This window comes from Azoarcus sp. TTM-91 (assembly GCF_012911025.1).
Taxonomy (GTDB): Bacteria; Pseudomonadota; Gammaproteobacteria; order Burkholderiales; family Rhodocyclaceae; genus Azoarcus.
The window spans coordinates 35,859-62,559 of record NZ_WUEI01000020.1; the positions used below are offsets into that span (position 1 = coordinate 35,859).

Consider the following 26,701-nt stretch of genomic DNA (forward strand, 5'->3'; position numbering starts at 1 on the left):
CAATTGTTCAAGCATGCCCAGCTCGAATCCGTCAAAGCCTGGTTCGGTGATCCCAAGCACCAGGCCCTGCCCCTGCATGCGCGCATCCAGCGCGCCATCCGCCAGCTGATCCTGGATGGCACCCTGGAGGCCGGCAGGCCGCTGCCGGCCTCGCGCGCGCTGGCGAAGTCCCTGGGCGTATCGCGCGATACCGTCGAATCGGCCTACAGCCAGCTGCATGTGGAGGGATTCATCGCCCGCCGTGTCGGCAGCGGCAGCTTCGTCTCGGACCAAGTGCAGCGCCTGCCGCGGCGCCGCCTGTCGCAAAGCCAGGTCGCGCCCGCCACCGCCCCGCGCCTAAGCCGACGCGGCGCCGCCATCTTCGAAGGCGGCGGCGTGCGCGAATCCCTGGCGCCGCGCCCCTTCGCCCCCGGCGTGCCGGAAACCCGCGGTTTTCCGCTGCAGACCTGGGAGCGCCTGGAACGGCAGGCGCTGAAGGAGCATGGCAGCAAGGCGCTCGCCCACAGCCATCCGCAGGGCATGGAGGCGCTGCGGCGCGCGATTGCGGACTATGTGAATCTGGAGCGCGGAGCCCGCGCCACGGCGGACCGGGTGCTGGTGCTGACGAGCACCCAGCAGGCGCTGACCTTGTGCGCCACCGTGCTGCTGGACGCCGGCGACCGCATCTTCATCGAAGATCCGGTCTACCACGGCGCGCGCAAGGCCTTCGAGGCGGCCGGGCTGGAGTGCGTGCCGGTACCGGTGGATGGCCAGGGCATGCGGGTGGAACAGCTGCATGCGGCAACGCAGGCCGCGCGGGCGGTGTTCCTCACGCCCTCGCACCAGTTCCCCACCGGGGCCACACTGGCGCTGGAGCGGCGCCTCTCCACCATAGAGTGGGCGCAACGCCACCAGGCCTGGATCATCGAAGACGACTACGACAGCGAGTTCCACTACGCCGGCAAGCCGATGGCCTGCGTGCAGGGGCTGGACGCGCATGAGCGCACCCTCTACATCGGAACCTTCACCAAGTCCCTGTTCCCCGGCCTCAGGCTGGGCTACATGGTGCTGCCGCCGCAGCTCGTGGCGCCGATGACGGCGGCGCGCACCCTGCTGGACGGGCACAGCGCCTCCATCCCGCAGCTGACGCTGGCCCGCTTCATGGAGGGCGGCCATTTCGGTGCCCACGTGCGCGCGATGCGCGCCATCTATGCCGAACGCCGGGATGCGCTGGCGCGGCTGGTCCGTACCCACCTGGCCGGCTTCGTCGAACCCAGGGTGCCGGTGGGCGGCATGCAGATGCCTTGCGTGCTGCTGCATAAGCTCCCGGAGCGCGCGGCCATCGACGCCGCCCGGCGCGCGGGGATAGACCTCCTCGGCCTCACCGCCCTGCATGCCGCCGACGGGCACGAGGCAGGCTTTCTGCTGGGGTTCGCCGCCTATGCCACCGCTGAGATGGAGGCGGCCATCAGGAAGCTCGCCCAGGTGTTCCAGACGCTGGAACGCCGCCGGGACCTGCCGGAGGCTCAAGCGCCAGCCGGCCCGGAGCGGCACGCCCGATGACGAGACGGCCGCACACGCGGCAGCGGAACCGGTTAGGCTAGCGCCACCGAACGCCCCAAGAGCGCCTCATGCATCCCTTGCCCATCGCGCGCTGGAGCCGCGCCGCGCTACGCATCGCCGCCAGCTACTACGTCACCAACGGATTTTCCGCCGCCTTCGGCCTGCTGCTGATCTCGGGTGCCATACACCTGTTCGTCGGCCCCTTCGCCGCCGCCTCCGCCTCGGTGGGCGTCATGGTGTGCATTCCGCCCGACCAGGCGGCACCGAAGCGCGGCAAGTTCTGGCACCTGCTGCCGGCGGCGCTGATCGGGCTGCCGCTGTTCATCTGCACCCAGCTGCTGCATGCCACGCCACTGCAGCTGGGCCTGCTGCTGGTGCCGGCCACCTTCCTCGCCTTCCTAGGCGCCGCCTGGGGCAAGCGCGGCCTGCCCATCGCCATTTCGGCGATGTTCGCCATGGTGTTCTCGATGGCGGTGCCCCCGCACGCCACCGGCGGCATTCTGGTGAGCAGCCTCTACTTTGCGCTGGGCGCGGCGCTGTACCTGGTCTACGCCACGCTGGCCAACGCCCTGCTCAACAGCCGTTATCGCAGCCAGATGCTGGCCGACACCCTGCTCGCACTGGCCAGCCTGATGCGCACCCAGGCACAGCAGTTTTCCGCGGTGGACGGCGCCGCCGAGCGCACGCCGCTGGCCGGGCAGTCGATCAAGCAGCAGGCGGCGCTGGCCGACCAGCTGCAGATGGCGCGCGACCTGCTGCTGGAGTCGCCGCGCACTCGTCAGCGCCAGCGCCTGGCCGGCATGCTGATGCAGGTGCTGGAGATGCGCGACCACCTGCTCGCCAGCGAGCTGGACATCGACATGCTGCGTGCCCAGCCTGGCCATCCGCCCATCTTCTCCACCCTGCGCGAGGTCATGGAGGCGCTGGCGGAAGAGGTGGAGCGGCTGGCGGACGCGCTGCTGCTGGGGCGCAAGCCCGAGGTCTTCCCCAGCCACCGCGAGCAGCTCGCCACGCTGCACTGGGACGAAAACGCCGTGCCTGCCGACGGCAGCGACAGCTCGCCGGCGATGCTGGCGCGCGGGCTGGCCAGCCGGGTGCGCAACATCGACGAGGAAACCCTGCGGCTGATCGCCCTGGCCCGCGGCGAGGCCGAGCCGGACCTGGAAGTGGTGCGCGCCGCCTGGCAGATGTTCGTCAGCCCCACCAGCTGGTCGTGGCGGCCGCTGCTGGCACTGTGGCGCTGGGACGCGCCACCGCTGCGCCATGCCATCCGCGCCGCCCTCGCCATCGGCAGCGCCTACCTGCTGTCGCTGGTGCTGCCCTGGGGCTCGCACGACTACTGGATCCTGCTGACCATCGTGGTGGTGCTGCGCGGCAGCCTGGCGCAGACGCTGGAGCGGCGCAACAGCCGGGTGGCCGGCACGCTGGTCGGCTGCGTGCTGGCCGGCGCGCTGCTCGCCGCCCACCTGCCGCTGGCGGCGATGCTGCTGCTGACCATGCTGGCCCAGGCCATCGCCCACGCCTTCGCCATCCAGCGCTACCTGGTGACGGCGGTAGCCGCCACCGTGCTCGGCCTGGTGCAGGCGCACATGCTGAACGCCGGCGTCAGCCCCACCTTCGATGTACTGGAACGGGTGGCAGACACCCTGATAGGCGCCGGCATCGCCTGGGCCTTCAGCTATGTACTGCCTTCCTGGGAGCGCACCCAGATCCCGGCGCTGGTGGCACGCACGCTGAAGGCGCAGAAACGCCACGCCCGCGTCGCCCTCGGCCTTACCCAGCTGGAGGCGGTGGACAACCAGCCGGAGCTGGAATGGCGGCTGGCGCGGCGCGAGGTGTATGACAGCCTCTCCGCGCTGGTGCAGGCCACCCAGCGCGCCCTCTCCGAACCGCGCGCGGTGCAGCCACCGCTGCTGCCGCTGGACCGCATGCTGAGCAACAGCTATCAGCTGCTGGCCCAACTCACCGCGGTGAAAGGCATCCTGCTGCGCCGCCGCGGCCGCTTCGTGCCGGAGCAGATCCTGGCGCCACTGGCGCAGACCGCCGGGCGCATCGAACAGGCGCTGGACACGGCCCAGCCCGCCAGCCCGGCGCTGCCTGCGCCCGCCGCCACCGCGCCGCTGGCCCTGCCGGATCCCTTCGAGAGCGACCTCAGCCCCTGGCTGCTGCGCCGGCTGGACCTGGCCGAGGCACTGGCCGCGCGGGTGCGGGAGGATGCGGAGCAGGTGCTGCACGCGCCCGCGCCCCTGCCAGCGCCCCCGGGCTGACCGGCCCCCCACGGCGGCGGCCCTGGCTGCCCTCACCCGAGGCCCGCCGGCAGAGCAGGCCGTATTCCGGCCATTGCCGCCCTGTGGCCGCCTGCACCGCGCCCGGGGGTGCGCCCCGTTTTGACCCTTTCGGCGACATGCCTATAAAGTCTTTCGCTGCACTGCCGTAAGCTGCATGGCATTGCCGCCCTTTCGCCCCCTCCGCGCTTCCGAGGAACATCATGTCGCCCTCTCTCACGCTCAAGGCCAGGATCGCCCTCCTGCTTGGCGCCTCCCTGATCGGATTACTGACGGTGCTGAGCGCTGCGCTGTACGGCGTGCATCGCGACCTCACCGAAGGCCGGCGCGATGCAGTGCGCATGGTCGTGCAGGCGGCGGCCCACGTCGCCACCTATTACGAGGCGCAGGAGCGCAGCGGCGCCCTCAGCCGCGAGGAAGCCCAGGCGCGCGCCAAGGATGCGATCCGCGAGATGCGCTTCGGCGGCGAGGATGGCCGCACCGAGTACTTCTACATCTGGAGCGACGCCGGCGTGTCGGTGATGCATGCGGTGAATCCGCAATGGCACGGCCGCGACATGCGCGACGAGATCAAGGACGGCCAAGGCCGGCGCACCATCCAGGATCTGGTGGACGCCGCCCGCCGCAGCGACGCCGGCTACATCGACGCCGCCTTCACCCGCCCCGGCCAGAGCGGCGCGGTGGACAAGATCCTCTACTTCGAAACCCTGCGCCCCTGGGGCTGGATCATCGGCAGCGGCATCTATGTGGACGACATCCGCAGCGCAATGCTGGCGCGCGCCGGCCAGGACGGGCTGCTCGGCCTGGTGGTGATGGCGCTGGTAGGCCTCGTCAGCTTCGGCACCGCCCGCTCCATCCTCCGCCAGGTTGGCGGCGAGCCGGCGGTGGCGATGCAGCACATGGAAAGCGCCGCCCGCGGCGACCTCAGCGGCGAACTGAGCGGCAAACTCGGCCACCCCGTCCCAGGCAGCATGCTGGCCTCCTTTCAGCGCATGGTGGAAGGCCTGCGCCACATGGTGGGCGAGGTCGGCCAGAGCTCGCGCAGCCTCACCGACAACGCCGCCCGCATCTCCCAGGCGTCGGAGCAGGTGGCCAGCGCCGCCCGCAGCCAGGCCGACGCCACCTCGGCGATGGCGGCGGCGGTCGAGCAGATGACGGTGAGCGTCAATCACATTTCGGAAAACGCCCACGACACCCAGCGCAACGCCCAGCAGGCGGTGAGCGACGCCGAGGCCGGGGAACAGACGGTGAATCGCGCCGCCGAGGAAATCGGCCACATCTCCGACAGCGTGTCCGGCGCCGCCGAACGCATCCGCTCGCTGGAAACCCGCGCCGCCCAGATCTCCACCATCGCCAGCGTGATCAAGGACATCGCCGCGCAGACCAACCTGCTGGCACTCAACGCCGCCATCGAGGCCGCCCGCGCGGGCGAACAGGGCCGCGGCTTCGCAGTGGTGGCGGACGAGGTGCGCGGCCTGGCCGAACGCACCGCTGCCGCCACCGTGCAGATCGACGACATGATCGCCGCCATCCAGGGCGAGACCGGCGTGGCGGTGACGGCGATGGACTCCGCCCTGCCGCAGGTGGCGCGCGGCGTGGCCCTGGCCGGCGAGGCCGCCGCCTCGCTCAGGGCGATACGCGCCGGCGCTGCCGCCACGCTGGAGCGCATCCGCGAGGTGGCGCTGGCGACCCGCGAGCAGAGCGCCGCCAGCACCGCCATCGCCCAGCAGGTGGAGAGCATTGCGCAGATGGTGGAAGAGACCAGCGCGGCGATGAACAGCACTGCCGACTCCGCCCACCAGCTACAGGGCGTGGCGGATGGGCTGGGCCAGCTGGTGGCGCGCTTCCGCTACTGAAAAGGCCCGCGCGGGAGCGGCCCGTATGGGAGCCAGACCTTCCCGGGGAAGCCGGCCTGGAACCGGAGCGCAGCGCGGAAGAGGCTGCCGGCAACCCCTTCTGCGCTGCGCTCCGGGCTCTCGCCCCAGTCACCGCCCTTGCCCCGCCCTCCGGCCTTCAACTCCGCCTTCAACGCCGACTTGTCCCGGCTGCGCTCCGCCTTGAAAGTGCGCTCATGACGGCCCGCGCCGCCACGCTGCAATACCAGCGCAACCAGCGGGTTGCGCGGCTTCAACTTCTTCTTCATCGCTTGCTCCTTGCGTTTCCGATCAATGTGTCTGTTCTTCTCACCTCTCCCACGAGGGGAGAGGGAGTTACAAACCACCTCAAAACCCCCAGTACGAGTGACTCATCCGCCCACCATTTCCTGGGCAGCAAACTCGCCAATCCCTCCGCCGCAGCGGCAAAGACCATCCACCCCGGCAATCGTTCTTCCACCCACGAAAACAGCCAGTCCTCAGCCCTCCTCCCGCATCAGCTCCCAGGCGATGCGCAGCCCCAGCCAGGCGTTGCCCAGCGCGAAAACCGCCAGCAGCATCGCCACCGCCGGCAGCAGTGGATAGCTGCGCAGCACCCAGGTCAGCACCGCGCCCAGCAGGTTGAGCACCACCATCAGCCAGAAGCGCGGCTCGCGCGGCCGCCACAGGCGTGACATTTTCATTTTCCATGCGTCTCCCTGCCACCTCGCCGGCCACTACGGGCTGGTCTGTTCGTTTCCGGCGCAGGTGTCGACTGGAAAGCTGCTTGCCAGCCAGCGCTCCGCGCGCCTTACTACAACCTTTTACATATCAGTCGCTTGCGCCGCCGTGTTCACTTGGCACGGAACTTGTGATCTCTCCGCCCACCACGCCCGCCGCACCTGTCGCAGCGGACGCCGACAGGGGAGACGACTCCAATGACCGAAACCTTCTACGACGTACTGCGCCGCCAGGGCATCACCCGGCGCAGCTTCCTCAAGTTCTGCAGCCTCACCGCCACCTCGCTCGGCCTGGGTTCGGCGGCGGCGCCGCAGATCGCCCATGCGCTGGAGACCAAGCCGCGCACGCCGGTGCTGTGGCTGCACGGGCTGGAATGCACCTGCTGTTCCGAATCCTTCATCCGCTCGGCGCACCCGCTGACCAAGGATGTGGTGCTGTCCATGTTGTCGCTGGACTACGACGACACGCTGATGGCCGCCGCCGGCCACCAGGCCGAGGCCATCCTCGACGAGATCCGCACCAAGTACAAGGGCAACTACATCCTCGCGGTGGAAGGCAATCCGCCGCTGAACGAGGACGGCATGTTCGCCATCCAGGGCGGCCGCCCCTTCATCGAGAAGCTGCGCGAGACTGCCGCCGACTGCAAGGCCATCATCTCCTGGGGCTCCTGTGCCTCCTGGGGCTGCGTGCAGGCGGCCAAGCCCAACCCGACGCGCGCCACGCCGGTGCACAAGGTCATCACCGACAAGCCCATCATCAAGGTGCCCGGCTGCCCGCCGATCGCCGAGGTGATGACGGCGGTGGTCACCTACATGCTCACCTTCGAGAAGCTGCCGGAGCTGGACCGCATGGGCCGGCCGAAGATGTTCTACGGCCAGCGCATCCACGACAAGTGCTACCGCCGCCCCCACTTCGACGCCGGCCAGTTCGCCGAGGCCTGGGACGACGAGGGTTCGCGCAAGGGCTACTGCCTGTACAAGATGGGCTGTAAGGGCCCCACCACCTACAACGCCTGCTCCACCGTACGCTGGAACGAGGGCGTGTCCTTCCCCATCCAGTCCGGCCACGGCTGCATCGGCTGCTCGGAAGACGGCTTCTGGGACAAGGGCAGCTTCTACGACCGCGTCACCGACATCAAGCAGTTCGGCATCGAAACCAACGCCGACAAGGTGGGCGCTACCGCCGCCGGCGTGGTGGGCGCGGCGGTTGCCGCCCACGCCGCGGTCACCGCGCTCGCCCGCGCGCGCAGCAAGAGCGGCATCGACATCAAGCAAGGCCAGGAGGAGCGCTGATCATGGCGGTATACGAAACCCAGGGCTTCAAGCTCGACAATACCGGCAAGCGCGTCGTCGTCGATCCGGTCACCCGCATCGAAGGCCACATGCGCGTCGAGGTGAACCTCGACAGCAACAACGTGATCCGCAACGCCGTCTCCACCGGCACCATGTGGCGCGGCCTGGAGGTGATCCTCAAGGGCCGCGACCCGCGCGACGCCTGGGCCTTCACCGAGCGCATCTGCGGCGTGTGCACCGGCACCCATGCGCTCACCTCCTGCCGCGCGGTGGAAGATGCGTTGGGCATAGCCATCCCGGAAAACGCCAACTCCATCCGCAACCTGATGCAGCTCACGCTGCAGGTGCATGACCACCTGGTGCACTTCTACCACCTGCATGCGCTGGACTGGGTGGACGTGGTTTCCGCGCTGAAGGCCGACCCGAAGAAGACTTCCGAGCTGGCGCAAAGCATCTCCAACTGGCCCAACTCCTCGCCCGGCTATTTCCGCGACATCCAGAACCGGCTGAAGAAGTTCGTCGAATCCGGCCAGCTCGGCCCCTTCATGAACGGCTACTGGGGCAACCCGGCCTACAAGCTGCCGCCGGAAGCCAACCTGATGGCGGTGACGCACTACCTGGAAGCGCTCGATTTCCAGAAGGAAATCGTCAAGATCCACACCATCTTCGGCGGCAAGAACCCGCACCCGAACTGGCTGGTGGGCGGCATGCCGTGTGCGATCAACCTCGACGGCATCGGTGCCGTGGGCGCGGTCAACATGGAGCGGCTGAATCTGGTCAAGAGCATCATCGACCGCACCATCGAGTTCGTGGACCAGGTCTACCTGCCCGACCTCGTCGCCATCGCCTCCTTCTACAAGGACTGGACCTATGGCGGCGGCATTTCCTCGATGTCGCTGCTGTCCTACGGCGACATCCCGGACGTGGCCAACGACTACAGCGGCAGCAACCTGCTGCTGCCGCGCGGCGCCATCATCAACGGCGACCTCAGCAAGATCCATGAAGTCGACCTGCGCGATCCGGAGGAGATCCAGGAGTTCGTCTCCCACTCCTGGTACAAGTACGCCGACGAAACCAAGGGCCTGCACCCGTGGGACGGCGTCACCGAGCCCAACTTCGTGCTCGGCCAGAACACCAAGGGCAGCCGCACCCGCGTCGAATCCTTCGACGAGGAAGGCAAGTACTCCTGGATCAAGTCGCCGCGCTGGCGCGGCCACGCCATGGAAGTCGGCCCGCTGGCGCGCTACGTCATCGGCTACGTCCAGGGCAAGGCGGAGTTCAAGGAGCCGGTGGACAAGCTGCTGAAGGATCTCGGCCTGCCGCTGCCGGCGATCTTCTCCACGCTGGGCCGCACCGCGGCGCGCGGCCTGGAAGCTTCCTGGGCGGCGCACAAGATGCTGTACTTCTACAACAAGCTCATCGCCAACATCAAAGCCGGCGATACCGCCACCGCCAACGTGGACAAGTGGGACCCGAGCACCTGGCCGAAGGAGGTCAAGGGCGTGGGCTTCACCGAAGCGCCGCGCGGCGCGCTCGGCCACTGGATCAAGATCAAGGACGGCAAGATCGACAACTACCAGGCGGTGGTGCCCACCACCTGGAACGGCAGCCCGCGCGACCACAAGGGTCAGATCGGCGCCTTCGAGGCCAGCCTGATGAACACCCCGGTGGCCAAGGCGGACGAGCCGCTGGAGATCCTGCGCACGCTGCACTCCTTCGATCCCTGCCTGGCGTGCTCCACCCATGTGATGAGCCCGGACGGGCAGGAGATGGCCCAGGTCAAGGTTCGCTGAGGCGCGCGTTTTCGCGGGCGAAGTCGATGAAGGATGCAGGACCGGCCGGCGGGCAACACCGGCTCCCTCAACTCACATCGGATTTCCCGCCGGTGTCCCGAGCCGGCTTCGCCCCTTTTTCGCGCCCCGCGTTCCTCACGTCCCCGAGCCTCTCTCCTTGCTGCGGAGGTAACTGAAATGCTTGCTCAACAAGACGCTCACGAAGCCGAGCGCAACGCCCGGCTGGTCAAGGCGGTATACGTCTATGAAGCGCCGCTGCGGCTGTGGCACTGGGTGAATGCGCTGGCCATCACCGTGCTCGCCATCACCGGCTACTTCATCGGCAAGCCGCTGCCGTCCATCGCCGGCGACACCAGCGCCCAGTACGTCATGGGCTGGATACGCTTCCTCCACTTCGCCGCCGCCTACATCTTCGCCATCGGCTTCCTCGGCCGCATCTACTGGGCCATCGTCGGCAACCACCATGCGCGGCAGATCTTCATCCTGCCCATCTTCAACCGTAACTGGTGGGGCGAAGTGCTGTACGAACTGCGCTGGTACCTGTTCCTGGTGAAGGAGCCGAACAAGTACGTCGGCCACAACCCGATGGCGCAGCTGATGATGTTCCTGTTCTTCACCGTCGGCGCGGTCTACATGATCCTCACCGGCTTCGCCCTCTACGGCGAAGGCCTGGGCGCCGGCAGCTGGGCGGACCAGATGTTCGGCTGGGTGATCTGGGTGCTGGGCGGCAACAGCCTGCAGGTGCACAACATGCACCGGCTGGGCATGTGGGTGACGCTGTGCTTCATCATCGTCCACATCTACGCTGCCATCCGCGAAGACATCATGAGCCGCCAGAGCCTGATCAGCACCATGGTCAGCGGCTGGCGAATGTTCAAGGACTGAGCGTCCGATGACGCTGCCGCCGCGGGCCGCCCGGCCCCTGTCGGCATCCCGCGGCGGCCTGCCGGCGACACTCGCCGGCGGCCGCCCGCCCACGGTGCGCGGCGCAACGCCCACACCGCTGGCGCCTCCCGCGCTGCGCCGCCCCATCCATCCCGGGCACTTCCTCGAGACCCGCTTCCTGATTCCGGCGCGCATCTCCCAGGATGCCCTCGCCCGCGCCCTCGGCATCTCCCGCCGCCGGGTCAACGAACTCGTGCGCGGCCGCCGCGCCATCTCCCCGGACACCGCCGTCCGCCTCGGCCGCTTCTTCGGCACCGACCCCCGCTTCTGGACCGCACTGCAAGCGCAGTGGGACACCTTCCTGGCGATGCGCGCGGCCGGCTGAATCTGCCGCCGCACATCCCACCGAGCGCCCGCGGACACGTCCGCAAGCAGTAAAAAACCCCGCGCCCGTCTCACCTCACACCTTTTCCGCCTGCCTTCCATCCTGCCGGCGACCACGCCATTGTCTTGCATGAATCCATTCTGGATTTTTATTTGCATGACCGTTGATTTGGATCAACCGTGCCCATTGAATGCCATAGATATATGCACATAAAATTCTTGGATCAAATGTGAATTAGTAGCTTTCCTTGCCTTCCCAATTTCGCTCTCCATCGCCCGCCCACCCGGAACATGCCGTTCGCAACAACCGCCGGCCGACCTACGCCAGCGATCCTGTCCGGGGCTTCTTCCACTGGGGCGCGCGCTACTTCGATACCACCAACAGCCACGCCTACCTGCTGGCCGGCACGCCGGATCTGCCGGACTTGCGCCGAGCGCTGGCGCTGGCCTCGCGCCGCTTCGAACTGCTGGGCGAACACCAGCCGGATGCGCCCTTGGCCGTTCCGGTGGACGAAACGCGCATCAGCGGCGAACTGAGCTTCGACAACCGCGTGCTGCGAGCCGCGCTGATGGATTACGTCGCCGGGGCCGCCACCCGCAGCCGCCGGGACCCAGCCCCGCGCCTGCAGTTGCTGACCTCCAGCGACAGCGCGGACAGCTGCATCCACCTGACCATCTCGCATGAAATCGCCGATGTGAAGAGCGGCAACCTCTTCATGGCGGCGGTGATCGACGAGTACCGCAAGCTGCTCGCCGCCGGAACCGCGACGGACGACAGCCCTGCACGTCGATATCCCGGCCAGGCGCTGTCTTCCATCCGGCCGGACTGGTACTACCCGTCCACGGTCGTCACCCGCCGCGCCCGGGCCTATGTCGATATCGCCCGCCGCATGCTCACCACCGACCGCAGCGCGGTGCGCTTCGCCCCGCCGGCCAAGGACGCCAGCGGCAACGACTTCTTCCACGTCGTCCTGCCAGCGGAGCTGCAGGAGGGCGTCCGCCGTGCGGCGCGGCAGGCCGATGTCACCATCAACACCGTCTTCTCCGCCGCGCTGGTGCGTTACATCGCCGCCCACCAGGCGCGGCCCGAAAAGCGTGCGACATACTCCTTCGCACTCAGCCTGCGCAAGGTCTTCGGCGCGGCGCATGACGAAGGCTTCCGCAGCTACATGGTGCCCTGCACGCTGCGCCTGTCCGACCGCGCCGACACCCATGCGCTGCTGCGGGAGGTTGACCGCCGGACCCACGCCCTGCGCGGCGGCGGCCTGGCGCTCGAACTCGGCCGCATGGAGAACGCGGTGCGCCTCTACCGCGACGGCCTGCCGACGGCGGTGGTGCGCTGGGTGATGAAGCGCACCCAGGGCACCAACATCTTCTATTCCAATCCCGGCGTCATCGAAGAGGATTTCTCCAGCTTCGGCACGCCGACGCTACCGATCCACGGCAGCCTGGCGATCGGCTGCCTGGTCCATCCGTATGACCTGATGTTCTACACCAGCACCTTCGGCGGCCGCACCCAGCTCGACATCGTCTATCGGCGCAACGCCTTCGACGACATCGTCGCCCGCTTCGTCACCCCCTTCCTGAGCGCGGTGGAACGCATCGTCGCCGACTGCGACCGCGCCACCGCCGCCGCCACTCCCCGCCCCGCCGGCCTCGCCGGCCATGGGCAATGACGCTTCCCACCACTAGGATCAGCCTACCCATGAACAGACAGTCCGGCCGCAGGGTGGCCGTCACCGGCTACGGCGCCCTTTGCTCCCTCGGAAACAGCGTCGACGAAATCTGGGACTCAATCGGCCAATACAAGGTGGGCTACCGCCGGGTGGAACACCCCGAAGCGCCCATCGTCGCCCGCTTCTTCGGCGTCATGGACAACAAGCCGCCGCGCAAGCAGTTTTCCAAAGCCATCCTCAAGTTCCTGCCGGAGTTCGCCAAGCTGGGCATGTCGGCCGCGGCCGAGGCCATCCACAGCGCCTTCGGCGATACCGACCTGGACCAGCTCTGCGATCCCTTCGAGCGCGGTGTGATCTTCGGCACCGGCTGGGGCGCGCAGGATGAATCCACCATCAACAACAACGCCTTCCGCGACGGCGGCACTGCCTCGCCCTTCTCCAATCTGCTGGTGATGCCCAGCGTGGCCACCGCGGCCATCTCCATGCAATGGAATCTGCGCGGCTACCAGAACACGCCGGTTGCCGCCTGCGCCACCGGCAGCATCGCGGTCGGCGACGCCTATGAAGTGATCCGCTCCGGCCGCGCCAAGGTGATGCTGGCCGGTGGCGGCGAGAGCATCCGCGAAGGCTTCGGCGTGTGGAGCATCGACGCGCTGCGGGCGCTGAGCAAGGAACAGGAAGTGCTCGAACGTGCCTGTTGCCCCTTCAGCCTGGATCGCAGCGGCTTCGTGCTGTCCGAAGGCGCGGCGGTGCTGTGCCTGGAAGACTACGAGTTCGCCAAGGCGCGCGGCGCGCGCATCCTGGCCGAGATCGTCGGCTACGGAAACTACTCCGATGCGCGCGACATCACCTCGCCGGCCGAGGACCTGCTTGCCCGCACCATGACCATACGCACTGCCTGCGCCCAGGCCGGCATGCCCGCCGACGCCATCGACTACGTCAACGCCCACGGCACCTCCACGCCGCTCAACGACCTCAACGAGACCCAGGCACTCAAGCTGGCGCTGGGCAATGCGGCGAAGTACGTACCCATCTCCAGCACCAAGTCCTACACCGGCCACCTGATCGCCGCCACCGGCGCCATCGAGTCCATCTTCTGCATCAAGACGCTGCAGACCGGTCTCATGCCCGCCACCATCCACCTGGCACGGCCCGACCCCGAGTGCGACCTGGACTACATCCCCAACGAGCACCGCCACAAGCAGGGGCTGCGCCATGTGCTCAACCTGAACTACGGCTTCGGCGGCTCCAACAGCGCCCTCATCTTCGCCGCGGCGGACGCATGAACGCGCTCCGCTTCGACTCCACCGCCACCGCCGCCTGGGCCGCCTTCTCCGGCGACTACAACCCCATCCACTTCGACCCGGCCTTCGCCCGCAGCACCATAGGCACCGAGGGCACGGTGGTGCACGGCATGCTCGCCATGCTGGCGCTCAAGCAGGCGGTTTCCGAGCGCCCCTGGGCCGGCGACGGCTGGCTGCAATGGACCGGCATGCTCAAGCAGGCCATGCCCAGCCAGCTGGATTACGCGGTGCACCTGTCCGCCCCCGAGGCGGACGCCAAGGTCCGCTTCCGGCTGCACAGCCCGGCCGACGCCGAGAAGCGCATCCTCGGCAACTGCGCCCCGGTCGCCTTCGACACCGCGCCCTACCGCACGCCGCCGCGCCATGTGCTGGACGCCGCCGCGGTGAACGAGCGCCTGCAGGGCTTCGCCGATGCCTTCCCGGCGGCGACCAGCTGCTGGGTGGCGATAGACGCGCTGATCTTCGCCGAGTACATCCAGCGCCACTCGATCGACACCTTCCGCGAAGACATCGTCCAGCACTTCGGCGCCGAGATGGAGATCGACCTCGGCAAGGCCTCGCTGCTGACCATGCAGACGCATCACCGCTGCATCTTCCGCACCGCGCTGCTGCAGGACGTGGGGCATTTCACCTTCGACCGCATCGCCTACGACATCCGCAAGATCGACGAGATCACCACCCACGATTCGCTGTTCGCCACCATCGACATCCCGGTGTGGCTCAACGACACGCTGTCCCAGGTCGTGCAGATCGGCCTGATGGCCCGCAAGAAACCCGCCTTACCACACGAGGAAGCTGAACTATGAGCACCGTTTTCGAATTCCTGACCAACGAGATCGGCGACCTGGTCGACTTCGATGTCGCCGACATGAAGCCCTCCACCATGCTGCTGGAGATCGGCCTCGACAGCCTGGACTACGTCTCGCTGCAGGTGTCGGTCAAGAAAGCCTACGGCTTCGAGCTCAACTTCGACGACTTCTCCTCCGGCAAGATCAAGACGCTGGAAGAGTTCTGCGACTACATCGAAAACCGCACCGTCACCGCCTAAGGCACTGGAGCGATCCTCATGAGCGGATTGGAAACCATCGTCAAATTCAGCTATCTGTCCGACGAAAACCGCTGGGATGCCAAGCGCTACCAGTTCGACTGGCTGCCCGAGCTCGATGAGCACGACAGGGGCATCATCAAGCTGCTCGACTGTCTGCGCGACGGCGAATTCTCCGGCCAGGCCTCGGCCGCCCAGTTCCACGACCTGATGATCCAGGCCAAGACCGAGGGCTACTCGGACGACCTGGTCGCCGACTGGGCGCCGCTGTTCTCGTACATGAACGTCATCGTGTACGAGGAAATGCGCCACGGACTGGTGCTCGGCCTGCTTCACCAGTACGTCACCGACGGCAGCACCGACTTCATCGCCGCCACCAACGTGCGCGAGTTCGGCAAGCGCTACATCTGGTGCTACGAGGAACGGCGCTACTGGGATCTCTACAGCTACATCCTCAGCCACCTGTTCTCCGAGGTGATCAACACCGAGCTGTACCGCGACGTGGTCACCCGGGTGCATCACCCGGCGCTCAAGGACGCACTCGCCAATGTGCGCAACGACGAAGCCCGCCACATCGCCGCCTGGACCGCGCTGACCAAGGACCTCATCAACGCCGACCCGGAGCACAAGCGGCGGGCGCTGGCCTCGCTCGAACGCGGCCTGACCTACCACAACGCGATGGTGCACGAGACCTACTTCGAGGGCCTCAACAAGATGCTGCCGCTGTTCATCTCCGAGCAGAAGAACAAGCTCGGCCCGATCAAGCGCATCAGCAAGCAGAAGTTCCGCATCCTCGAAGAGCTCTTCGGCAGCGACAACCCCTATTCGGAAACCGAGGTGCAGCAGATCCACCTGCTCTACCTCGGCAAGGCTGCCGGCCACACCCGGGCGCGCTACTCCGAAGAGGCCGAAGCGAACATCGAGTTCATCGCCTGACGCTGCCCCGCCCGCAGCGCTGCCCCGCCACGGCGCTGCGGGCGGCGCCCATTGCAGCACCCCGGCAGCGCAGGCTGCCGCTCCAAGGAAACGATCAAGTGAACATGGGATGGGTTTTTGTCAGCGGGGGCACCCGCGGCATTGGCGCGGGCATCGTCCGCGCGCTCGCCACCGCCGGCCATCCGGTAGCCTTCACCTACGCCGCCTCGGACGCCGCCGCCCGCGCGCTCGAAGACGAACTCTCCGGCACCGCCCAATGGTGCCGCGGCTACCGCTGCGACATGGCCGACCGGACCGCGGTCGAACAGCTGGCGCGCGAACTGCTCTCCACCCGCGGCGCGCCCTACGCGCTGGTGAACAATGTCGGCATCACCCGCGACGCCCTGCTGCTCAACATGGACGACGGCCACTGGGGCGACGTGCTCCGCACCAACCTCGACTCCGCCTACCACGCCAGCCGCGCCTTCGTGAATTCGATGATAGAAGCCGGCGACGGCTGCATCATCAACATGAGCTCGGTCACCGGCATCAAGGGCAATCCCGGCCAGGCCAACTACGCCGCCACCAAGGCCGCGCTGATCGGCATGACGCGCTCGCTGGCGGTCGAACTCGGCCGCTTCAACATCCGCGTCAACGCGGTCGCCCCCGGCGTCATCGCCACCGAGATGACCGCCAACCTGAACGAGATGCAGCTGAAGAAGCTGGCCTCCGGCATTCCCCTGCGCCGCCTCGGCAGCGTCGAGGAGATCGCCGCCAACGTCGCCTTCCTGCTGAGCCCGGCCTCCCGCTACACCACCGGCCAGACCTTCGTCATCGACGGCGGCCTGACGGCCTGAGGGCCCGATAGCGCTGCCGCCCCTCCAGGTAGAACCCCATGCAAGATCAAGGCTCCCAGACCATCCTCCTGACCGGCGCCACCGGCGCTGTCGGCACTGAGCTGCTGCCACGCCTGCTGCGGCGCAATCCGCAGGCGCGCATCATCGCGCTGGTCCGCGGCGCCGACCAGGCCGAGGCCGAAAGCCGCCTCGCCGCCACCCTCGCCTTCTCCGACACCGCGCCCGCCGAACGCGCCCGCGTGCATGCGCTGCGCGGCGACGTCTGTGCCCCGGCGCTGGGCCTGGATACCGACACCCTGCGCGGCCTCGCCGCCCAGACCTCGCAGATCTTCCACCTTGCCGCCAACGTGCGCTTCAACGCCGGGCTGGAGGATTCGCGCCTGGCCAACGTCGGCAGCACCCGCGCCATCCTGGACTTCGCCCGCCAGGCCCATGCCGCGCGCGATGGCGCGCTGCGCCTGCAATACGTGTCCACCGCCTATGTCGCCGGCCGCCGGCTCGGCCCGCTGCACGAGCATGAACTCGACCTCGGCCAGTCGTTCTGGAACACCTACGAGCAGACCAAACTGGAGGCCGAGGCCGTGGTTCGGCAGGCGCAGGCCGAGCTGCCCATCACCATCTACCGCCCCAGCCAGATCATAGGCACCACCGCCGCCGGCAAGGTGCGCAAGCTGTTCGGCTTCCTCGAGTTCCTCAAGCTCACCTGTGCCGGCGTCATCCGCGCGCTGCCGGCGCACCCGGAGACGCGTACCGACATGATTCCGGTGGACTACGTCTGCGACGCGATCGCCTACCTCAGCGGCGAGCCGGACAGCGTCGGCCGCTGCTACCACCTCGCCGCCGGGCTGGCGCACAGCACGCCACTGGGCCGCGTGGTCGACATCGCCTACCGCGTGCTGGAGGAATACGCGCCGCCCTCGCGCCTGCCGCCGCGGCCGGATTTCGTGCCCATCGACCTGTTCGAGCGCCAGGCCAACGATGGCCAGGTGCACAAATCGCTCAACGGCCTGCTCCAGCTCTACCAGACCTATATGTCCTACGAGCGCGACTTCCAGGTCGCCGATACCATGGCCCGCCTCGCCCGCGGCGGCGTGACCCTGGCGCCGATGGACGAAGTCGTCGAGGCCGGCGCCCGCTACGTCGTCGCCCAGCACTTCGGCACCGCCGCCCGGGCCGCCGCCTGACCCGCGGCCGCGCCCCCGGCCCGCCTTCCGCGGGCCGGCCGGCGGTATCGCCCACGCAAGGAAACCCATCGCAGCAATGAGCGTCCCCAGCCCGTCCTCCGCCCCACCTCTCGTGCGCCTGCACGAAGTCCGCCGCCGCTTCCTGCTTGGAGAAACCGCCGTCGACGCCCTCGCCGGTATCTCCTTCACCATAAACAGCGGCGAATTCCTCGCCGTCTGGGGGCCGTCCGGCAGCGGCAAATCCACGCTGATGAACGTGCTCGGCCTGATCGACACCCCCTCTTCCGGCGAGGTGTGGTTCGACGGCCAGGACACCCGCGGGCTGGCCGACGACGCCCTGACCGACTTCCGCGGCAGCCGCATCGGCTTCGTGTTCCAGAGCTTCAACCTGGTGCCGGTGTTGTCCGCCCTCGAGAACGTCATGCTGCCGCTGCAGATCCAGGGCGTGCCCGAGCGCCAGGCGCGCGGGCGTGCCGCCGCCGCGCTCGACGAGGTCGGCCTGGAACGCTTCCACGGCTCCCGCCCGGATCGCCTCAGCGGCGGCCAGCGCCAGCGGGTGGCCATCGCCCGCGCACTGGCCATCGAGCCGCGGCTGGTGATCGCCGACGAGCCCACCGCCAACCTCGACTCCGACAACGCCGCCATGGTCGTGGCGCTGATGCGCAAGCTCAACCACGACAAGGGCGTCACCTTCGTCTTCACCACCCACGACCCGCGCCTGCTCGACCAGGTGGATAGACGCATCCACCTGCGTGACGGCTGCATCGAGAGCGACGAGCACAGCGCATGAACACCTTCAGACTCGCGCTCCGCGGCCTCAGCCGCAATCGCCGCCGCAGCCTGGTGACGCTGCTCACCATCGCCTTCGGCTTCGCCGCCATCGCCCTCTTCGCCGGCTACACCCACAACGTCTATGACGGCCTCGCCCGCCAGGCGGTGCATGGCGAACTGCTGGGCCATCTCACCCTATCCAAGCGTGGCATGAGCAAGGAAGGCAAGCTGGACCCGGAGCGCTACCTGCTCACCGCCGCCGACATCGCCCGGATACGCGACGTGCTGCGCGACCAGCCCGGCATCGAGTTGGTCGCCCCGCGGCTGGCGCTCAGCGGCATCGTCAGCAACGGCCGCGCGAGTACCATCTTCATTGCCGAAGGCATAGAGCCGGCCGCGATGGAAGGGCTGCAGGCCGGCCTGCTCGCGCTGCAGGACATCCGCCGCGAAGCCTTCATGCGCACGCTGAAGAAGCTGGACCCGGAGCATGCCGACGTCGTCGCCCTGTCCGCCGGGCTGGCCGAACTGCTGCACCTGCCGCTGCAGGGCCAGGCCGCGCTGCTGGTGAATACCCTGCACGGCCAGGCCAACGCCATGGACATCACCGTGGGCAGCACCTTCACCACCGGCAACGCCAACACCAACGACAAGAGCGCGCTGATCCCGCTGGCGCTCACCCAGTCGCTGTACGACATCGACGGTGGCGCCGACCGCCTGACCGTGCTGCTGGACGACATCGCCCGCACCGAGCGCATGCGCGAGCGCCTGGGCGAGGCCCTGCGCGCCACCGGCCTGGACATCGAAATCCGCAGCTGGCAGGACCTGTCGGACTTCTACAACCAGGTCCACAACATGTTCAACATGATCTTCGGCTTCATCTTCAGCATCGTGCTCACGGTGGTGGTGATGGGCACCGCCAACTCCATGAGCATGACGGTGATAGAGCGCACCCGCGAGATCGGCACCCTGCGCGCCATCGGCCTGCGCCGCGGCGGCGTGCTGCGGCTGTTCGCCGCCGAAGCCATGCTGCTGACGCTGGTGAGCTGCGCGGTCGGCCTGCTCATCACCATCGCCGTGCGCTATGGCATCAACGCCGCCGCCATCTCCTACGTGCCGCCCAACAGCACCTCGCCGGTGCCGTTGCTGGTCGACCTCGACTTCGCCCGCATCGCCTTCACCCTGGTGCTGATGCTGGCCGTGGGCAGCCTCGCCGCCTGGCTGCCGGCCCGCCGCGCCGCCCACCAGGCCATTCCCGACGCGCTCGGCCACAACTAGACCGTTCCGGAATCCGCCCCATGCTCCGCAGACTCCTCGCCGCCGCCTGCCTCGCCCTCCTCGCCGCCACCCTGGCGCACGCCGGCCCCGACCCGCAGGCCCTGCTCAAGAATGCCGACCGCGCCCGCGGCGGCGGCCTGCCCGGCGTGGTCTGGGACATCCACCTGAACTCGCAGGAAGACGGCAAGGCCGGCGAACCACAACGCCTCACCGTGCGCGCCACCGACCAGGCCAGCGTGGCCGAAACCCAGGAGCCGGCGCGCTTCAAGGGCTCTCGCCTGCTGCAGGTGGAACGCAATATGTGGCTGACCCGGCCCGGCCTGTCCAAGCCCATCCCGATCTCGCCGCGCCAGCGCATGAGCGGCCAGGCCGCCAACGGCGACATCGCCGCCACCAACTACGCCCTGGACTACGAAGCCACGCTGGCCGGCAACGAGACGGTGGAAGGCGAAGACTGCGCGGTGCTGGAGCTGAACGCCCGCCACAAGCACACCACCTACGACCGCATCCGCTACTGGGTCTCCGGCAGCCGCGGCGTCGGCGTCAAGGCCGAGTTCCTGTCGGTCAGCGGCAAGCTGCTCAAGACCGCCTACTTCGAATACGCCCACACCATCCAGTACGACGGCCGCCAGATTCCCTTCGTCAGCCGCATGCGCATCCGCGACGCGCTCACCGACGGCGAAACCGTCATGGAATTCCGTGATGTCCGCATCGAACGCATCGCGCCGGACGCGTTCGATCTGGGGCAGAGCCAGTGAGCGGCACGCGCCGCCGCAGCCCTCTCCGCCCCCGTTCCCGCCTCCGCGCCCTCGCCGCGCTGCTCGGCGCCCTGGCGCTGCCACAAACCGCCACCGCGGACGAAGGCTGGGCGCTGCCACAAACCGCCACCGCGAATGAAGACTGGGCGCTGAGCGCCGATGCCACCCTCTACGGCTACGCCAACACGCTGCAGCCCGCGCACGACAGCGTCCAGAACCCGGACAACCGCATCGCCCGGCTCGCCCGCGACAGCCTCACCTTCGAAGGCCGCTTCAACCTCAAGGCCGAACGCGGGCCGCTGCGCCTCACCGCACGCCCCATCGTCCACTGGCAGCACGACAACCAGCAGGGCAGCGGCAGCCAGAGCTACCTCAGCCAGTGGCAGCTGCGCTGGCGCGCCGGCACCGACCTCACCGCCGCCATCGGACGCGAAACCCTGAGCTGGGGGCCGGCGCAGTTCCGCTCGCCGTCCAACCCGTACTACTTCGACAACGGCCGCAGCAACCCCATACGCGAGCTCTCGGGGGTGGATGTCGCCCGCCTCATCTGGGCGCCGGACGTCACCCGCAGCGTCTATCTGGCGCGCATCGCCAGCAGCGGCCACGACGCCGCGCGGCCCGACCCCTGGGCCGACAGCTGGCTGCTCAAGGCCGACCTGCGCAGCGACGACCTCGCCGCCGGCCTGGCGCTGGCCGGCCGGCCGCAAGCCGGCCACTTCATCGGCGCCCATCTGCAGCACACCGTCAGCGACGAATGGCTGCTCTATGGCGAATTCGGCTCCTCCACGCTGACCCGCAGCCTGCGCCCGGCCGGCGATGCGGCGCAGCCGGTGGACATCGCCGACGAGTCGCCGCGCCATTCGAGCTGGCTGCTGGGCGCCAGCTACACGCTGGAGAACGGCCACAGCCTCACCGCCGAATACCTGCGCTACGGTCACGGCTACGACGGCGACGCCCGCCGCAGCCACTTCCGCCGCGCCGAAATGGCGACGACCCGGCTACCTGCTGCCGAAGCCGCGCAGACCCTGGGCGCCGGCCTGAGCACCGCGCCGCCGCTGCTCGGGCGCGACTACCTCCACCTCATCTGGCAGAACAGCCCGCTGAGCGACGACGGCTACTGGCGCCTGATGCTGAGCCACAGCCTCGCCGACGGCAGCGCCCAGGCCAGCCTGTTCGCCGAGCGCCCGCTCAGCCGGCATGTCACCGCCTTCGTGCTCGGCACAGTGCCGCTCGGCGGCCGCGGCACCGAGTTCGGCGACCTGTTCGACTACAGCCTCACCCTGGGCGCGCGCATCGCCCTGCCCTGAGCGCCCGGGCGGCGGCCCTGCCCGCGGCAGGCATCACCCGCCGAAACTTTCACCCGGCTGTGGCACTCTCCGTCCCATCCCCGCCCCTCGCGGCCCCGCCGGAGTTCAGCCATGCGCCATGCCGTCTGCCTCGTCACCATCCTCGCCGCCCTGGGCGCCGGCCAGCCCACCCTCGCCGCCGACACGCCAGCCGCCGCCGCGCCGGCACCGGCGCTGCTGAACAACAGCTTCCGCCGCCTGCATGCCGACGAGACGGTGGATCTCAGGCGTTACCAGGGCCAGCCGCTGCTGATCGTGAACACCGCCAGCCACTGCGGCTACACCGGCCAGTTCAAGGAGCTGGAAGCGGTGCACCAGCGCTACAAGGCCAGCGGCCTGAAGGTGCTGGGCTTCTCTTCCGACGACTTCAACCAGGAGGCGGACGACGAAGCCAAGGCGGCCAACGTCTGCTTCGTCAATTTCGGCGTCAGCTTCGACATGTTCGCGCCCACCCATGTGCGCGGCGAGCAGGCCAACCCGCTGTTCCGCCAGCTGGCGCGGGAGTCGGCGGAGCCGAAGTGGAACTTCACCAAGTACGTGGTCGGCCGTGACGGCAAGGTGCTCGCCAGCTTCCCCAGCAAGGTGAAGCCGGACGCGCCGGAAGTGACGGCGGCGATAGAGCGGGCGCTGGCCGAGCCGGCGCGCTGAGGCCGGCCGCCGGGCCGCCGCGCGCATCACGCACGGCCCGGCTGGCTCAAGCCTCCGCCGGCGTCAGCGCGCGGAACATGGCGCAACGGTCGAAGGCAGCCATGTCCGCCGGCACCGCCTTGCGGCCGCAGTACTTGGCCACCAGCTTCGCCAGGCCCTTGATGTCGCGGCCGGAGGCCTGCGGGTAGCGCACCACCAGGCGGTCGATGAGCGCCGCGTCCAGCGCCAGGCCGAACTGCTCGGCCATCACCCGCCAGATGCGGGCGCGCGCCTCGGCGTCGGGCGGTTCGTAGCGGATCAGGGCGATGCAGCGGGAAACGATGGCTTCGTCGATGTCATCCACCCGGTTGGTGGTGAGGAAGAGCAGGCCGTTGAAATACTCCAGCACGCGCAGGAACACGCCCACCACCGCGTTCATCGAGATGTTGTCGTCGCGGCGCTTGATGTAGACGTCCGCCTCGTCGATCAGCATCACCGCGCCCCAGCGCTGGGCGCGGGTCAGCACCTCCTTCAGCGCGGTCTCCATCGCCGCCACGTTGAGGCCGAGCTGGCCGGAATGCACCCGGTACAGCGGCCGGCGGATGATCTCGGCGTACACCTCGGCGGTCAGCGTCTTGCCCACGCCCGGGGGGCCGGCGCACAGCACGGTGGTGCCGCCGGACTTGCCGGCGACGATGTCTTCCATCAGCACGTCCATCTCGGCGGTGAGGATGTCGATGAGGTCGGTCTGCTCCTCCGGCAGCACCAGCTTGTCCTTCAGCTCCGGGCTGTAGCGGTAGGGCTCCAGATCATCCACGTGCACCCACACGTAGTGGTGCAGGTCGAGGTGAAACATCAGGATGTAGAAGTGCACCGGCAGGCGGGTGAACATGCCCTCCGGCAGGATGGCCTGGATGGCCTCGATCTCCGCTTCCAGCTTGAACTCGCCGTTCTTCGACGCCCAGCGCAGGTAGCGCTCCAGCACATTGCCCTGGGTGTCCAGCGTCAGCGAGCGGTCGGCGAGGATGTTCTCGTCGTTCACCAGCCGCGCCTTGCCGCCGCTGGAGGAGAGCACCACCACATCCTTGCGCGACCAGTCGGTGTCGCGGTGGGTGGCGGTGGGGTTCTCGGCGTAATAGCCGGTGCCGCCGCCGGAGAACTGCTCGCCGTAGCGGGCGCGCCAGTCGAAGTAGCGCTGCTCGCCCTCGTCATAGGCCTGCAGCAGCGCCGGTGTTTCGCGCACGAAGCCCTTGCCGGCGAAGATCTCCGCCACCGTGCGGCCGGGAATGTCGCTGGGGGTGATGCGGATGTTGGCGGTGGCGAGCTTGCCCTTGGCGTTGGCGCGCAGCTCCACCAGCACCTTGGCGCTCTCTTCGCCGCCGGGCGGGGTGTAGTCGATGCGCGCCACCGCCCAGGCCTGCGGCTTGCCGGTGAGGGCAGCGGTGAACAGCCAGCCGCGCACGCCGCCGGTGGCGAGGTAGCGGATCACCTCCGGCACCACCCGCTCCAGCTCGTCGTCGGCGAAGCGGTAGCCGCCGTCGCCGAAGGCCGCGCTCAGCGTCGCCAGCTGCGCGGCGCGGGCGCGCTCGTTCGGCCCGCCGGCGTCGTAGAGATCGCCGAGGAAGCGCACCTCGGCATGCTCCAGCTGGGAGAAGGGCACCTCCGCCCGGTTGCCGAGCTTGAGCTGGTCCTGCAGCCAGCCCAGCCGGGGAAAGGCCTGCACCATCGCCTCCACATGCCGGCGTTCGATCTGTAGTTTCACTGCGTGCTCCCTGGGGGTTGGGGTGCGGCAGACGAGCAGGTTCGATGCCATCTGCGCCTGCAGCCCATTTCTCTTTTTAAACAGACGCTTGCACGAAAGTGCTGCTGTCGCATTCCCCACACGCGCCGCTCCGCCGCGCCCGGACAGAACACTGACGCTGCGGTGCGCAAAGCCCCTTTGCACCCCGATGGACAATTGCTTTCCACTTTTGTCGACGAAATGTAGCGAAGCGCAGCCGCCCTCTATTTCCATCGACAGAGAAAAATATCGGCAAGCCGATGATTTTCCAGCAGATCGCGGCCCACCCATGAATTGGCACAGTCCCTGCAACTGTTACGCCATTCGTTACACCGGCGAACACCCCAATGGAATCCACCTACGGCAGCACCCTCGTCCTCGGCATCGGCAACCTGCTGTGGGCAGACGAAGGCTTCGGCGTGCGCTGCGTCGAGGCTTTCGACGCCGCCTGGGAAACCCCGGCCGACGTCACCGTGATGGACGGCGGCACCCAGGGCCTCTACCTGCTGCCCTATGTATCCGCCGCGCAGCGGCTGATCGTGTTTGACGCGGTGGACTACGGCCTGGAGCCGGGCACCATGCGCCTGGTCGAGAACGACGAGGTGCCGCGCTTCATGGGCGCAAAGAAGATGAGCCTGCACCAGACCGGCTTCCAGGAAGTGCTGGCCTCCGCCGCCATGCTGGGCCGCGGCCCGGCGCAGATGCTGCTGATCGGCGTGCAGCCGGTGGAGCTGGAGGATTTCGGCGGCAGCCTGCGGCCGCAGGTGCGCGCCCGCGTGCCGGAGGCGGTGGACCTGGCCGCCGCGCGGCTGCGCGAATGGGGCGTGACCCTGACCCCTCGCGCCGAAGCGCCGGCCCGCCTCAACGACAACGCCCTCGCCCTGCACGCCTACGAGCAGGGCCGGCCGGCGGAGGAACTGGCCTGCCGCACCGGCGACGAGCGCTTCATGCCCAAGGCCTCGCAGTGAAGGCCGCCTCCTGTACGCCCTCGCCCCGCCGGAGGACGCGCTGAGATGTGCGTCGGCATTCCCATGCAGGTGCTGCGCAGCGAGGACGGCCGCGCGCTGTGCCGCGACCGCGACGGCGGCGAGACCTGGATAGACACCCTGCTCACCGGCCCGCAGCCGGCCGGCGCCTGGCTGATGACCTTCCTCGGCGCCGCCCGCGACGTCATCGACGCCGACGAAGCCGCCCGCAGCCTGGCCGCGCTGGCCGCGCTGGACAGCCTGATGGCCGGCGGCACGCCCGACCTGGACGCCGCCTTCGCCGACCTGGTCGGCCGCGAACCCCAGCTCCCCGACTTCCTGAGAGACCAGAAGAAATGAACGACGCTACCTCCTTCGGCATCAGCACCAGCCCCTTCGAGCAAGGCCTGCAGCGCCTGCGCGAACGCGACGGCTTCACCCAGCTCGAGGCCAGCGACCTCGCCGCCTTCGCCGCCGCAAGCGGCGACGCGGTGATCCTGCTCACCGACGACCCGGTGCGCTGCCCGGAAGCCTGGGACATGGTGGTGGTGCTGCCGGAAGCGCTGAAATCCGCCGACGCCCCCTTCCGCTGCGCCTACGCCGCGCCGGCGGCCAGCCGCGAGATCGCCGCCCAGTTCGGCATCAGCCGCTACCCGGCGCTGCTGTTCCTGCGCGGCGGCCAGCGGAGCGCCGAGGAAGAGGGTGAGGCCACAGACGCCCGGCCCGGCGACTACGTCGGCGCCATCGAAGGCATGCGCGACTGGCGGCCGCTGGTGGACGCCATCAACCGCATGCTCGCCACCCCGGCCGCGCGCCGGCCCGGTATCGGCATCCCGGTGCGCGCCAGCATTCCCACCTCCTGTCACTGAGGACAGCGCCGATGAAAGCCTTCCCCATCCCGGTTGTCGCCGTCGGTCCCGGCTCCCAGTCGCCCTTCGAGGAAGAAGACCTGGAGTACATGCCCATGCCCAGCGGCATGGATACCTTCAACCCGCCGCGCCTGCCGGACGAAGTCGCCCCCGCCGCCCGTGATGCCGCCGTCGGCTTGCTGCAGAACCTGATCGCGGCCATGGAGGCCTGGCGCTTCGGCGACGCCGGCCACCCGGTGGCCAACCTCGCCGGCCTGCCGGCGGAGGTACTGGCGCTGGTGAATGACGCCCTCGGCCAGGGCGAGGTCAGCGCCCGGGTGGAAGCCCGCGGCGGCGAGCCGGCGCTGCGCATCCAGGAAACGGTGTTCGCCGGCGTCTGGCGCGTCATCGCCGAGGATGGCAGCTTCGACCGCATCGAAGCCTGCGCCATGCCGCCCGCCGCCGTCACCCGGCCGCAGATCGACATGCCGGCCACGCTCACCCCGCCGCCGGCGCCGCAGGGCGTCATGAACGCGCCGGCGGTGATGAACGAGCTGCTGGACGCGGTCGCCCGC

26 protein-coding genes are annotated in these 26,701 nt (G+C 68.7%); 23 read left to right on the plus strand and 3 right to left on the minus strand.

Features of this window, described 5'->3' with window-relative positions:
• The first annotated feature begins 3 nt into the window (after window positions 1-3).
• The 3 genes from GRF61_RS08290 to GRF61_RS08300 all read left to right on the plus strand — a co-directional run bounded on the left by GRF61_RS08290 (window position 4) and on the right by GRF61_RS08300 (window position 5,683).
• A complete protein-coding gene (locus tag GRF61_RS08290) occupies window positions 4-1,542 on the plus strand; it encodes a PLP-dependent aminotransferase family protein (protein WP_169150194.1) in 1,539 nt (512 codons plus the stop codon).
• Window positions 1,543-1,610: 68 nt separating this feature from the next.
• Window positions 1,611-3,809 (plus strand): FUSC family membrane protein, encoded by a 2,199-nt coding sequence (locus GRF61_RS08295; RefSeq protein ID WP_169150195.1) that lies wholly within the window; start codon window positions 1,611-1,613, stop codon window positions 3,807-3,809.
• 221 nt (window positions 3,810-4,030) lie between these two features.
• On the plus strand, window positions 4,031-5,683 hold the full coding sequence (locus tag GRF61_RS08300; RefSeq protein ID WP_169150196.1) for a methyl-accepting chemotaxis protein: 1,653 nt from the start codon (window positions 4,031-4,033) through the stop codon (window positions 5,681-5,683).
• On the opposite strand, the gene GRF61_RS08305 is transcribed toward GRF61_RS08300, so the two are convergent.
• Both GRF61_RS08305 and GRF61_RS08310 read right to left on the minus strand, forming a co-directional pair.
• A complete protein-coding gene (locus tag GRF61_RS08305) occupies window positions 5,677-5,970 on the minus strand; it encodes a hypothetical protein (protein WP_169150197.1) in 294 nt (97 codons plus the stop codon). The two genes, GRF61_RS08300 and GRF61_RS08305, sit on opposite strands and share 7 nt — an antisense overlap.
• A gap of 210 nt (window positions 5,971-6,180) precedes the next feature.
• Window positions 6,181-6,378 carry a hypothetical protein gene (locus tag GRF61_RS08310; RefSeq protein ID WP_248281160.1) on the minus strand — a complete coding sequence of 66 codons (198 nt, stop codon included), beginning with the start codon at window positions 6,376-6,378 and terminating at the stop codon, window positions 6,181-6,183.
• A gap of 240 nt (window positions 6,379-6,618) precedes the next feature.
• Between GRF61_RS08310 and GRF61_RS08315 the strand changes: the two genes are divergently transcribed.
• The 16 genes from GRF61_RS08315 (at window position 6,619) to GRF61_RS08390 (ending at window position 22,554) form a co-directional block, all read left to right on the plus strand.
• Entirely contained in the window at window positions 6,619-7,713 is a 1,095-nt protein-coding gene (locus tag GRF61_RS08315; RefSeq protein WP_169150199.1) for a hydrogenase small subunit, read from the plus strand.
• A 2-nt stretch (window positions 7,714-7,715) separates the two neighbouring features.
• Entirely contained in the window at window positions 7,716-9,506 is a 1,791-nt protein-coding gene (locus GRF61_RS08320) for a nickel-dependent hydrogenase large subunit (protein WP_169150200.1), read from the plus strand.
• A gap of 177 nt (window positions 9,507-9,683) precedes the next feature.
• Window positions 9,684-10,391 (plus strand): Ni/Fe-hydrogenase, b-type cytochrome subunit, encoded by a 708-nt coding sequence (gene cybH / locus GRF61_RS08325; protein WP_169150201.1) that lies wholly within the window; start codon window positions 9,684-9,686, stop codon window positions 10,389-10,391.
• 7 nt (window positions 10,392-10,398) lie between these two features.
• Window positions 10,399-10,776, plus strand: coding sequence for a HigA family addiction module antitoxin (locus tag GRF61_RS08330; RefSeq protein ID WP_169150202.1), 378 nt, complete (start codon window positions 10,399-10,401; stop codon window positions 10,774-10,776).
• A 247-nt stretch (window positions 10,777-11,023) separates the two neighbouring features.
• Window positions 11,024-12,451, plus strand: a complete 1,428-nt coding sequence (locus GRF61_RS08335; RefSeq protein WP_169150203.1) for a hypothetical protein — start codon at window positions 11,024-11,026, stop codon at window positions 12,449-12,451.
• Window positions 12,452-12,480: 29 nt separating this feature from the next.
• Window positions 12,481-13,737: a beta-ketoacyl-[acyl-carrier-protein] synthase family protein gene (locus GRF61_RS08340; RefSeq protein WP_169150204.1), complete on the plus strand. Its 1,257-nt coding sequence runs from the start codon at window positions 12,481-12,483 to the stop codon at window positions 13,735-13,737.
• Complete coding sequence (locus GRF61_RS08345) at window positions 13,734-14,561, plus strand: MaoC/PaaZ C-terminal domain-containing protein (RefSeq protein WP_169150205.1); 828 nt, start codon at window positions 13,734-13,736, stop codon at window positions 14,559-14,561. The genes GRF61_RS08340 and GRF61_RS08345 overlap by 4 nt, the downstream gene beginning before the upstream one ends.
• The gene (locus GRF61_RS08350; RefSeq protein ID WP_133592279.1) at window positions 14,558-14,803 is read left to right on the plus strand and encodes an acyl carrier protein; all 246 of its coding nucleotides are present in this window, start codon (window positions 14,558-14,560) and stop codon (window positions 14,801-14,803) included. The genes GRF61_RS08345 and GRF61_RS08350 overlap by 4 nt, the downstream gene beginning before the upstream one ends.
• 18 nt (window positions 14,804-14,821) lie before the next feature.
• Window positions 14,822-15,736 (plus strand): hypothetical protein, encoded by a 915-nt coding sequence (locus GRF61_RS08355; protein ID WP_169150206.1) that lies wholly within the window; start codon window positions 14,822-14,824, stop codon window positions 15,734-15,736.
• 104 nt (window positions 15,737-15,840) lie between these two features.
• Window positions 15,841-16,572 carry a 3-oxoacyl-ACP reductase FabG gene (fabG, locus tag GRF61_RS08360; protein WP_169150222.1) on the plus strand — a complete coding sequence of 244 codons (732 nt, stop codon included), beginning with the start codon at window positions 15,841-15,843 and terminating at the stop codon, window positions 16,570-16,572.
• Window positions 16,573-16,610: 38 nt separating this feature from the next.
• Entirely contained in the window at window positions 16,611-17,756 is a 1,146-nt protein-coding gene (locus GRF61_RS08365) for an SDR family oxidoreductase (protein WP_169150207.1), read from the plus strand.
• A gap of 76 nt (window positions 17,757-17,832) precedes the next feature.
• Window positions 17,833-18,546, plus strand: a complete 714-nt coding sequence (locus GRF61_RS08370) for an ABC transporter ATP-binding protein (RefSeq protein ID WP_169150208.1) — start codon at window positions 17,833-17,835, stop codon at window positions 18,544-18,546.
• Window positions 18,543-19,802, plus strand: a complete 1,260-nt coding sequence (locus tag GRF61_RS08375; RefSeq protein ID WP_169150209.1) for an FtsX-like permease family protein — start codon at window positions 18,543-18,545, stop codon at window positions 19,800-19,802. The genes GRF61_RS08370 and GRF61_RS08375 overlap by 4 nt, the downstream gene beginning before the upstream one ends.
• 20 nt (window positions 19,803-19,822) lie before the next feature.
• Window positions 19,823-20,560, plus strand: coding sequence for an outer membrane lipoprotein-sorting protein (locus tag GRF61_RS08380; RefSeq protein WP_169150210.1), 738 nt, complete (start codon window positions 19,823-19,825; stop codon window positions 20,558-20,560).
• On the plus strand, window positions 20,557-21,867 hold the full coding sequence (locus GRF61_RS08385; protein ID WP_169150211.1) for a hypothetical protein: 1,311 nt from the start codon (window positions 20,557-20,559) through the stop codon (window positions 21,865-21,867). The genes GRF61_RS08380 and GRF61_RS08385 overlap by 4 nt, the downstream gene beginning before the upstream one ends.
• A gap of 111 nt (window positions 21,868-21,978) precedes the next feature.
• Window positions 21,979-22,554: a redoxin domain-containing protein gene (locus tag GRF61_RS08390; RefSeq protein ID WP_169150212.1), complete on the plus strand. Its 576-nt coding sequence runs from the start codon at window positions 21,979-21,981 to the stop codon at window positions 22,552-22,554.
• 46 nt (window positions 22,555-22,600) lie between these two features.
• Here GRF61_RS08390 and GRF61_RS08395 read toward each other — a convergent pair whose 3' ends face one another.
• On the minus strand, window positions 22,601-24,295 hold the full coding sequence (locus GRF61_RS08395) for an ATP-binding protein (RefSeq protein WP_169150213.1): 1,695 nt from the start codon (window positions 24,293-24,295) through the stop codon (window positions 22,601-22,603).
• A gap of 365 nt (window positions 24,296-24,660) precedes the next feature.
• On the opposite strand from GRF61_RS08395, the gene GRF61_RS08400 reads away from it, so the two are divergent.
• The 4 genes from GRF61_RS08400 to GRF61_RS08415 all read left to right on the plus strand — a co-directional run.
• The gene (locus GRF61_RS08400; RefSeq protein ID WP_169150214.1) at window positions 24,661-25,281 is read left to right on the plus strand and encodes a HyaD/HybD family hydrogenase maturation endopeptidase; all 621 of its coding nucleotides are present in this window, start codon (window positions 24,661-24,663) and stop codon (window positions 25,279-25,281) included.
• 45 nt (window positions 25,282-25,326) lie between these two features.
• Window positions 25,327-25,638, plus strand: coding sequence for a HypC/HybG/HupF family hydrogenase formation chaperone (hypC, locus tag GRF61_RS08405; RefSeq protein WP_169150215.1), 312 nt, complete (start codon window positions 25,327-25,329; stop codon window positions 25,636-25,638).
• Window positions 25,635-26,147 (plus strand): hydrogenase, encoded by a 513-nt coding sequence (locus GRF61_RS08410; protein ID WP_169150216.1) that lies wholly within the window; start codon window positions 25,635-25,637, stop codon window positions 26,145-26,147. The genes hypC and GRF61_RS08410 overlap by 4 nt, the downstream gene beginning before the upstream one ends.
• Before the next feature lie 11 nt (window positions 26,148-26,158).
• Window positions 26,159-26,701, plus strand: a 543-nt coding sequence (locus tag GRF61_RS08415) for a hydrogenase expression/formation C-terminal domain-containing protein (RefSeq protein ID WP_211165826.1), incomplete at its 3' end; no start/stop codon positions are given.

What these genes read in the sequence shown, in the direction of transcription:
- GRF61_RS08295 (WP_169150195.1), top strand. Translation starts at nt 1,611, where the DNA reads ATGCATCCCTTGCCCATCGCGCGCTGGAGCCGCGCCGCGCTACGCATC.
- GRF61_RS08300 (WP_169150196.1), top strand. Translation starts at nt 4,031, where the DNA reads ATGTCGCCCTCTCTCACGCTCAAGGCCAGGATCGCCCTCCTGCTTGGC.
- GRF61_RS08305 (WP_169150197.1), bottom strand. Translation starts at nt 5,970, where the DNA reads ATGAAGAAGAAGTTGAAGCCGCGCAACCCGCTGGTTGCGCTGGTATTG.
- GRF61_RS08310 (WP_248281160.1), bottom strand. Translation starts at nt 6,378, where the DNA reads ATGTCACGCCTGTGGCGGCCGCGCGAGCCGCGCTTCTGGCTGATGGTG.
- GRF61_RS08315 (WP_169150199.1), top strand. Translation starts at nt 6,619, where the DNA reads ATGACCGAAACCTTCTACGACGTACTGCGCCGCCAGGGCATCACCCGG.
- GRF61_RS08320 (WP_169150200.1), top strand. Translation starts at nt 7,716, where the DNA reads ATGGCGGTATACGAAACCCAGGGCTTCAAGCTCGACAATACCGGCAAG.
- cybH (WP_169150201.1), top strand. Translation starts at nt 9,684, where the DNA reads ATGCTTGCTCAACAAGACGCTCACGAAGCCGAGCGCAACGCCCGGCTG.
- GRF61_RS08330 (WP_169150202.1), top strand. Translation starts at nt 10,399, where the DNA reads ATGACGCTGCCGCCGCGGGCCGCCCGGCCCCTGTCGGCATCCCGCGGC.
- GRF61_RS08340 (WP_169150204.1), top strand. Translation starts at nt 12,481, where the DNA reads ATGAACAGACAGTCCGGCCGCAGGGTGGCCGTCACCGGCTACGGCGCC.
- GRF61_RS08345 (WP_169150205.1), top strand. Translation starts at nt 13,734, where the DNA reads ATGAACGCGCTCCGCTTCGACTCCACCGCCACCGCCGCCTGGGCCGCC.
- GRF61_RS08350 (WP_133592279.1), top strand. Translation starts at nt 14,558, where the DNA reads ATGAGCACCGTTTTCGAATTCCTGACCAACGAGATCGGCGACCTGGTC.
- GRF61_RS08355 (WP_169150206.1), top strand. Translation starts at nt 14,822, where the DNA reads ATGAGCGGATTGGAAACCATCGTCAAATTCAGCTATCTGTCCGACGAA.
- fabG (WP_169150222.1), top strand. Translation starts at nt 15,841, where the DNA reads ATGGGATGGGTTTTTGTCAGCGGGGGCACCCGCGGCATTGGCGCGGGC.
- GRF61_RS08365 (WP_169150207.1), top strand. Translation starts at nt 16,611, where the DNA reads ATGCAAGATCAAGGCTCCCAGACCATCCTCCTGACCGGCGCCACCGGC.
- GRF61_RS08370 (WP_169150208.1), top strand. Translation starts at nt 17,833, where the DNA reads ATGAGCGTCCCCAGCCCGTCCTCCGCCCCACCTCTCGTGCGCCTGCAC.
- GRF61_RS08375 (WP_169150209.1), top strand. Translation starts at nt 18,543, where the DNA reads ATGAACACCTTCAGACTCGCGCTCCGCGGCCTCAGCCGCAATCGCCGC.
- GRF61_RS08380 (WP_169150210.1), top strand. Translation starts at nt 19,823, where the DNA reads ATGCTCCGCAGACTCCTCGCCGCCGCCTGCCTCGCCCTCCTCGCCGCC.
- GRF61_RS08390 (WP_169150212.1), top strand. Translation starts at nt 21,979, where the DNA reads ATGCGCCATGCCGTCTGCCTCGTCACCATCCTCGCCGCCCTGGGCGCC.
- GRF61_RS08400 (WP_169150214.1), top strand. Translation starts at nt 24,661, where the DNA reads ATGGAATCCACCTACGGCAGCACCCTCGTCCTCGGCATCGGCAACCTG.
- hypC (WP_169150215.1), top strand. Translation starts at nt 25,327, where the DNA reads ATGTGCGTCGGCATTCCCATGCAGGTGCTGCGCAGCGAGGACGGCCGC.
- GRF61_RS08410 (WP_169150216.1), top strand. Translation starts at nt 25,635, where the DNA reads ATGAACGACGCTACCTCCTTCGGCATCAGCACCAGCCCCTTCGAGCAA.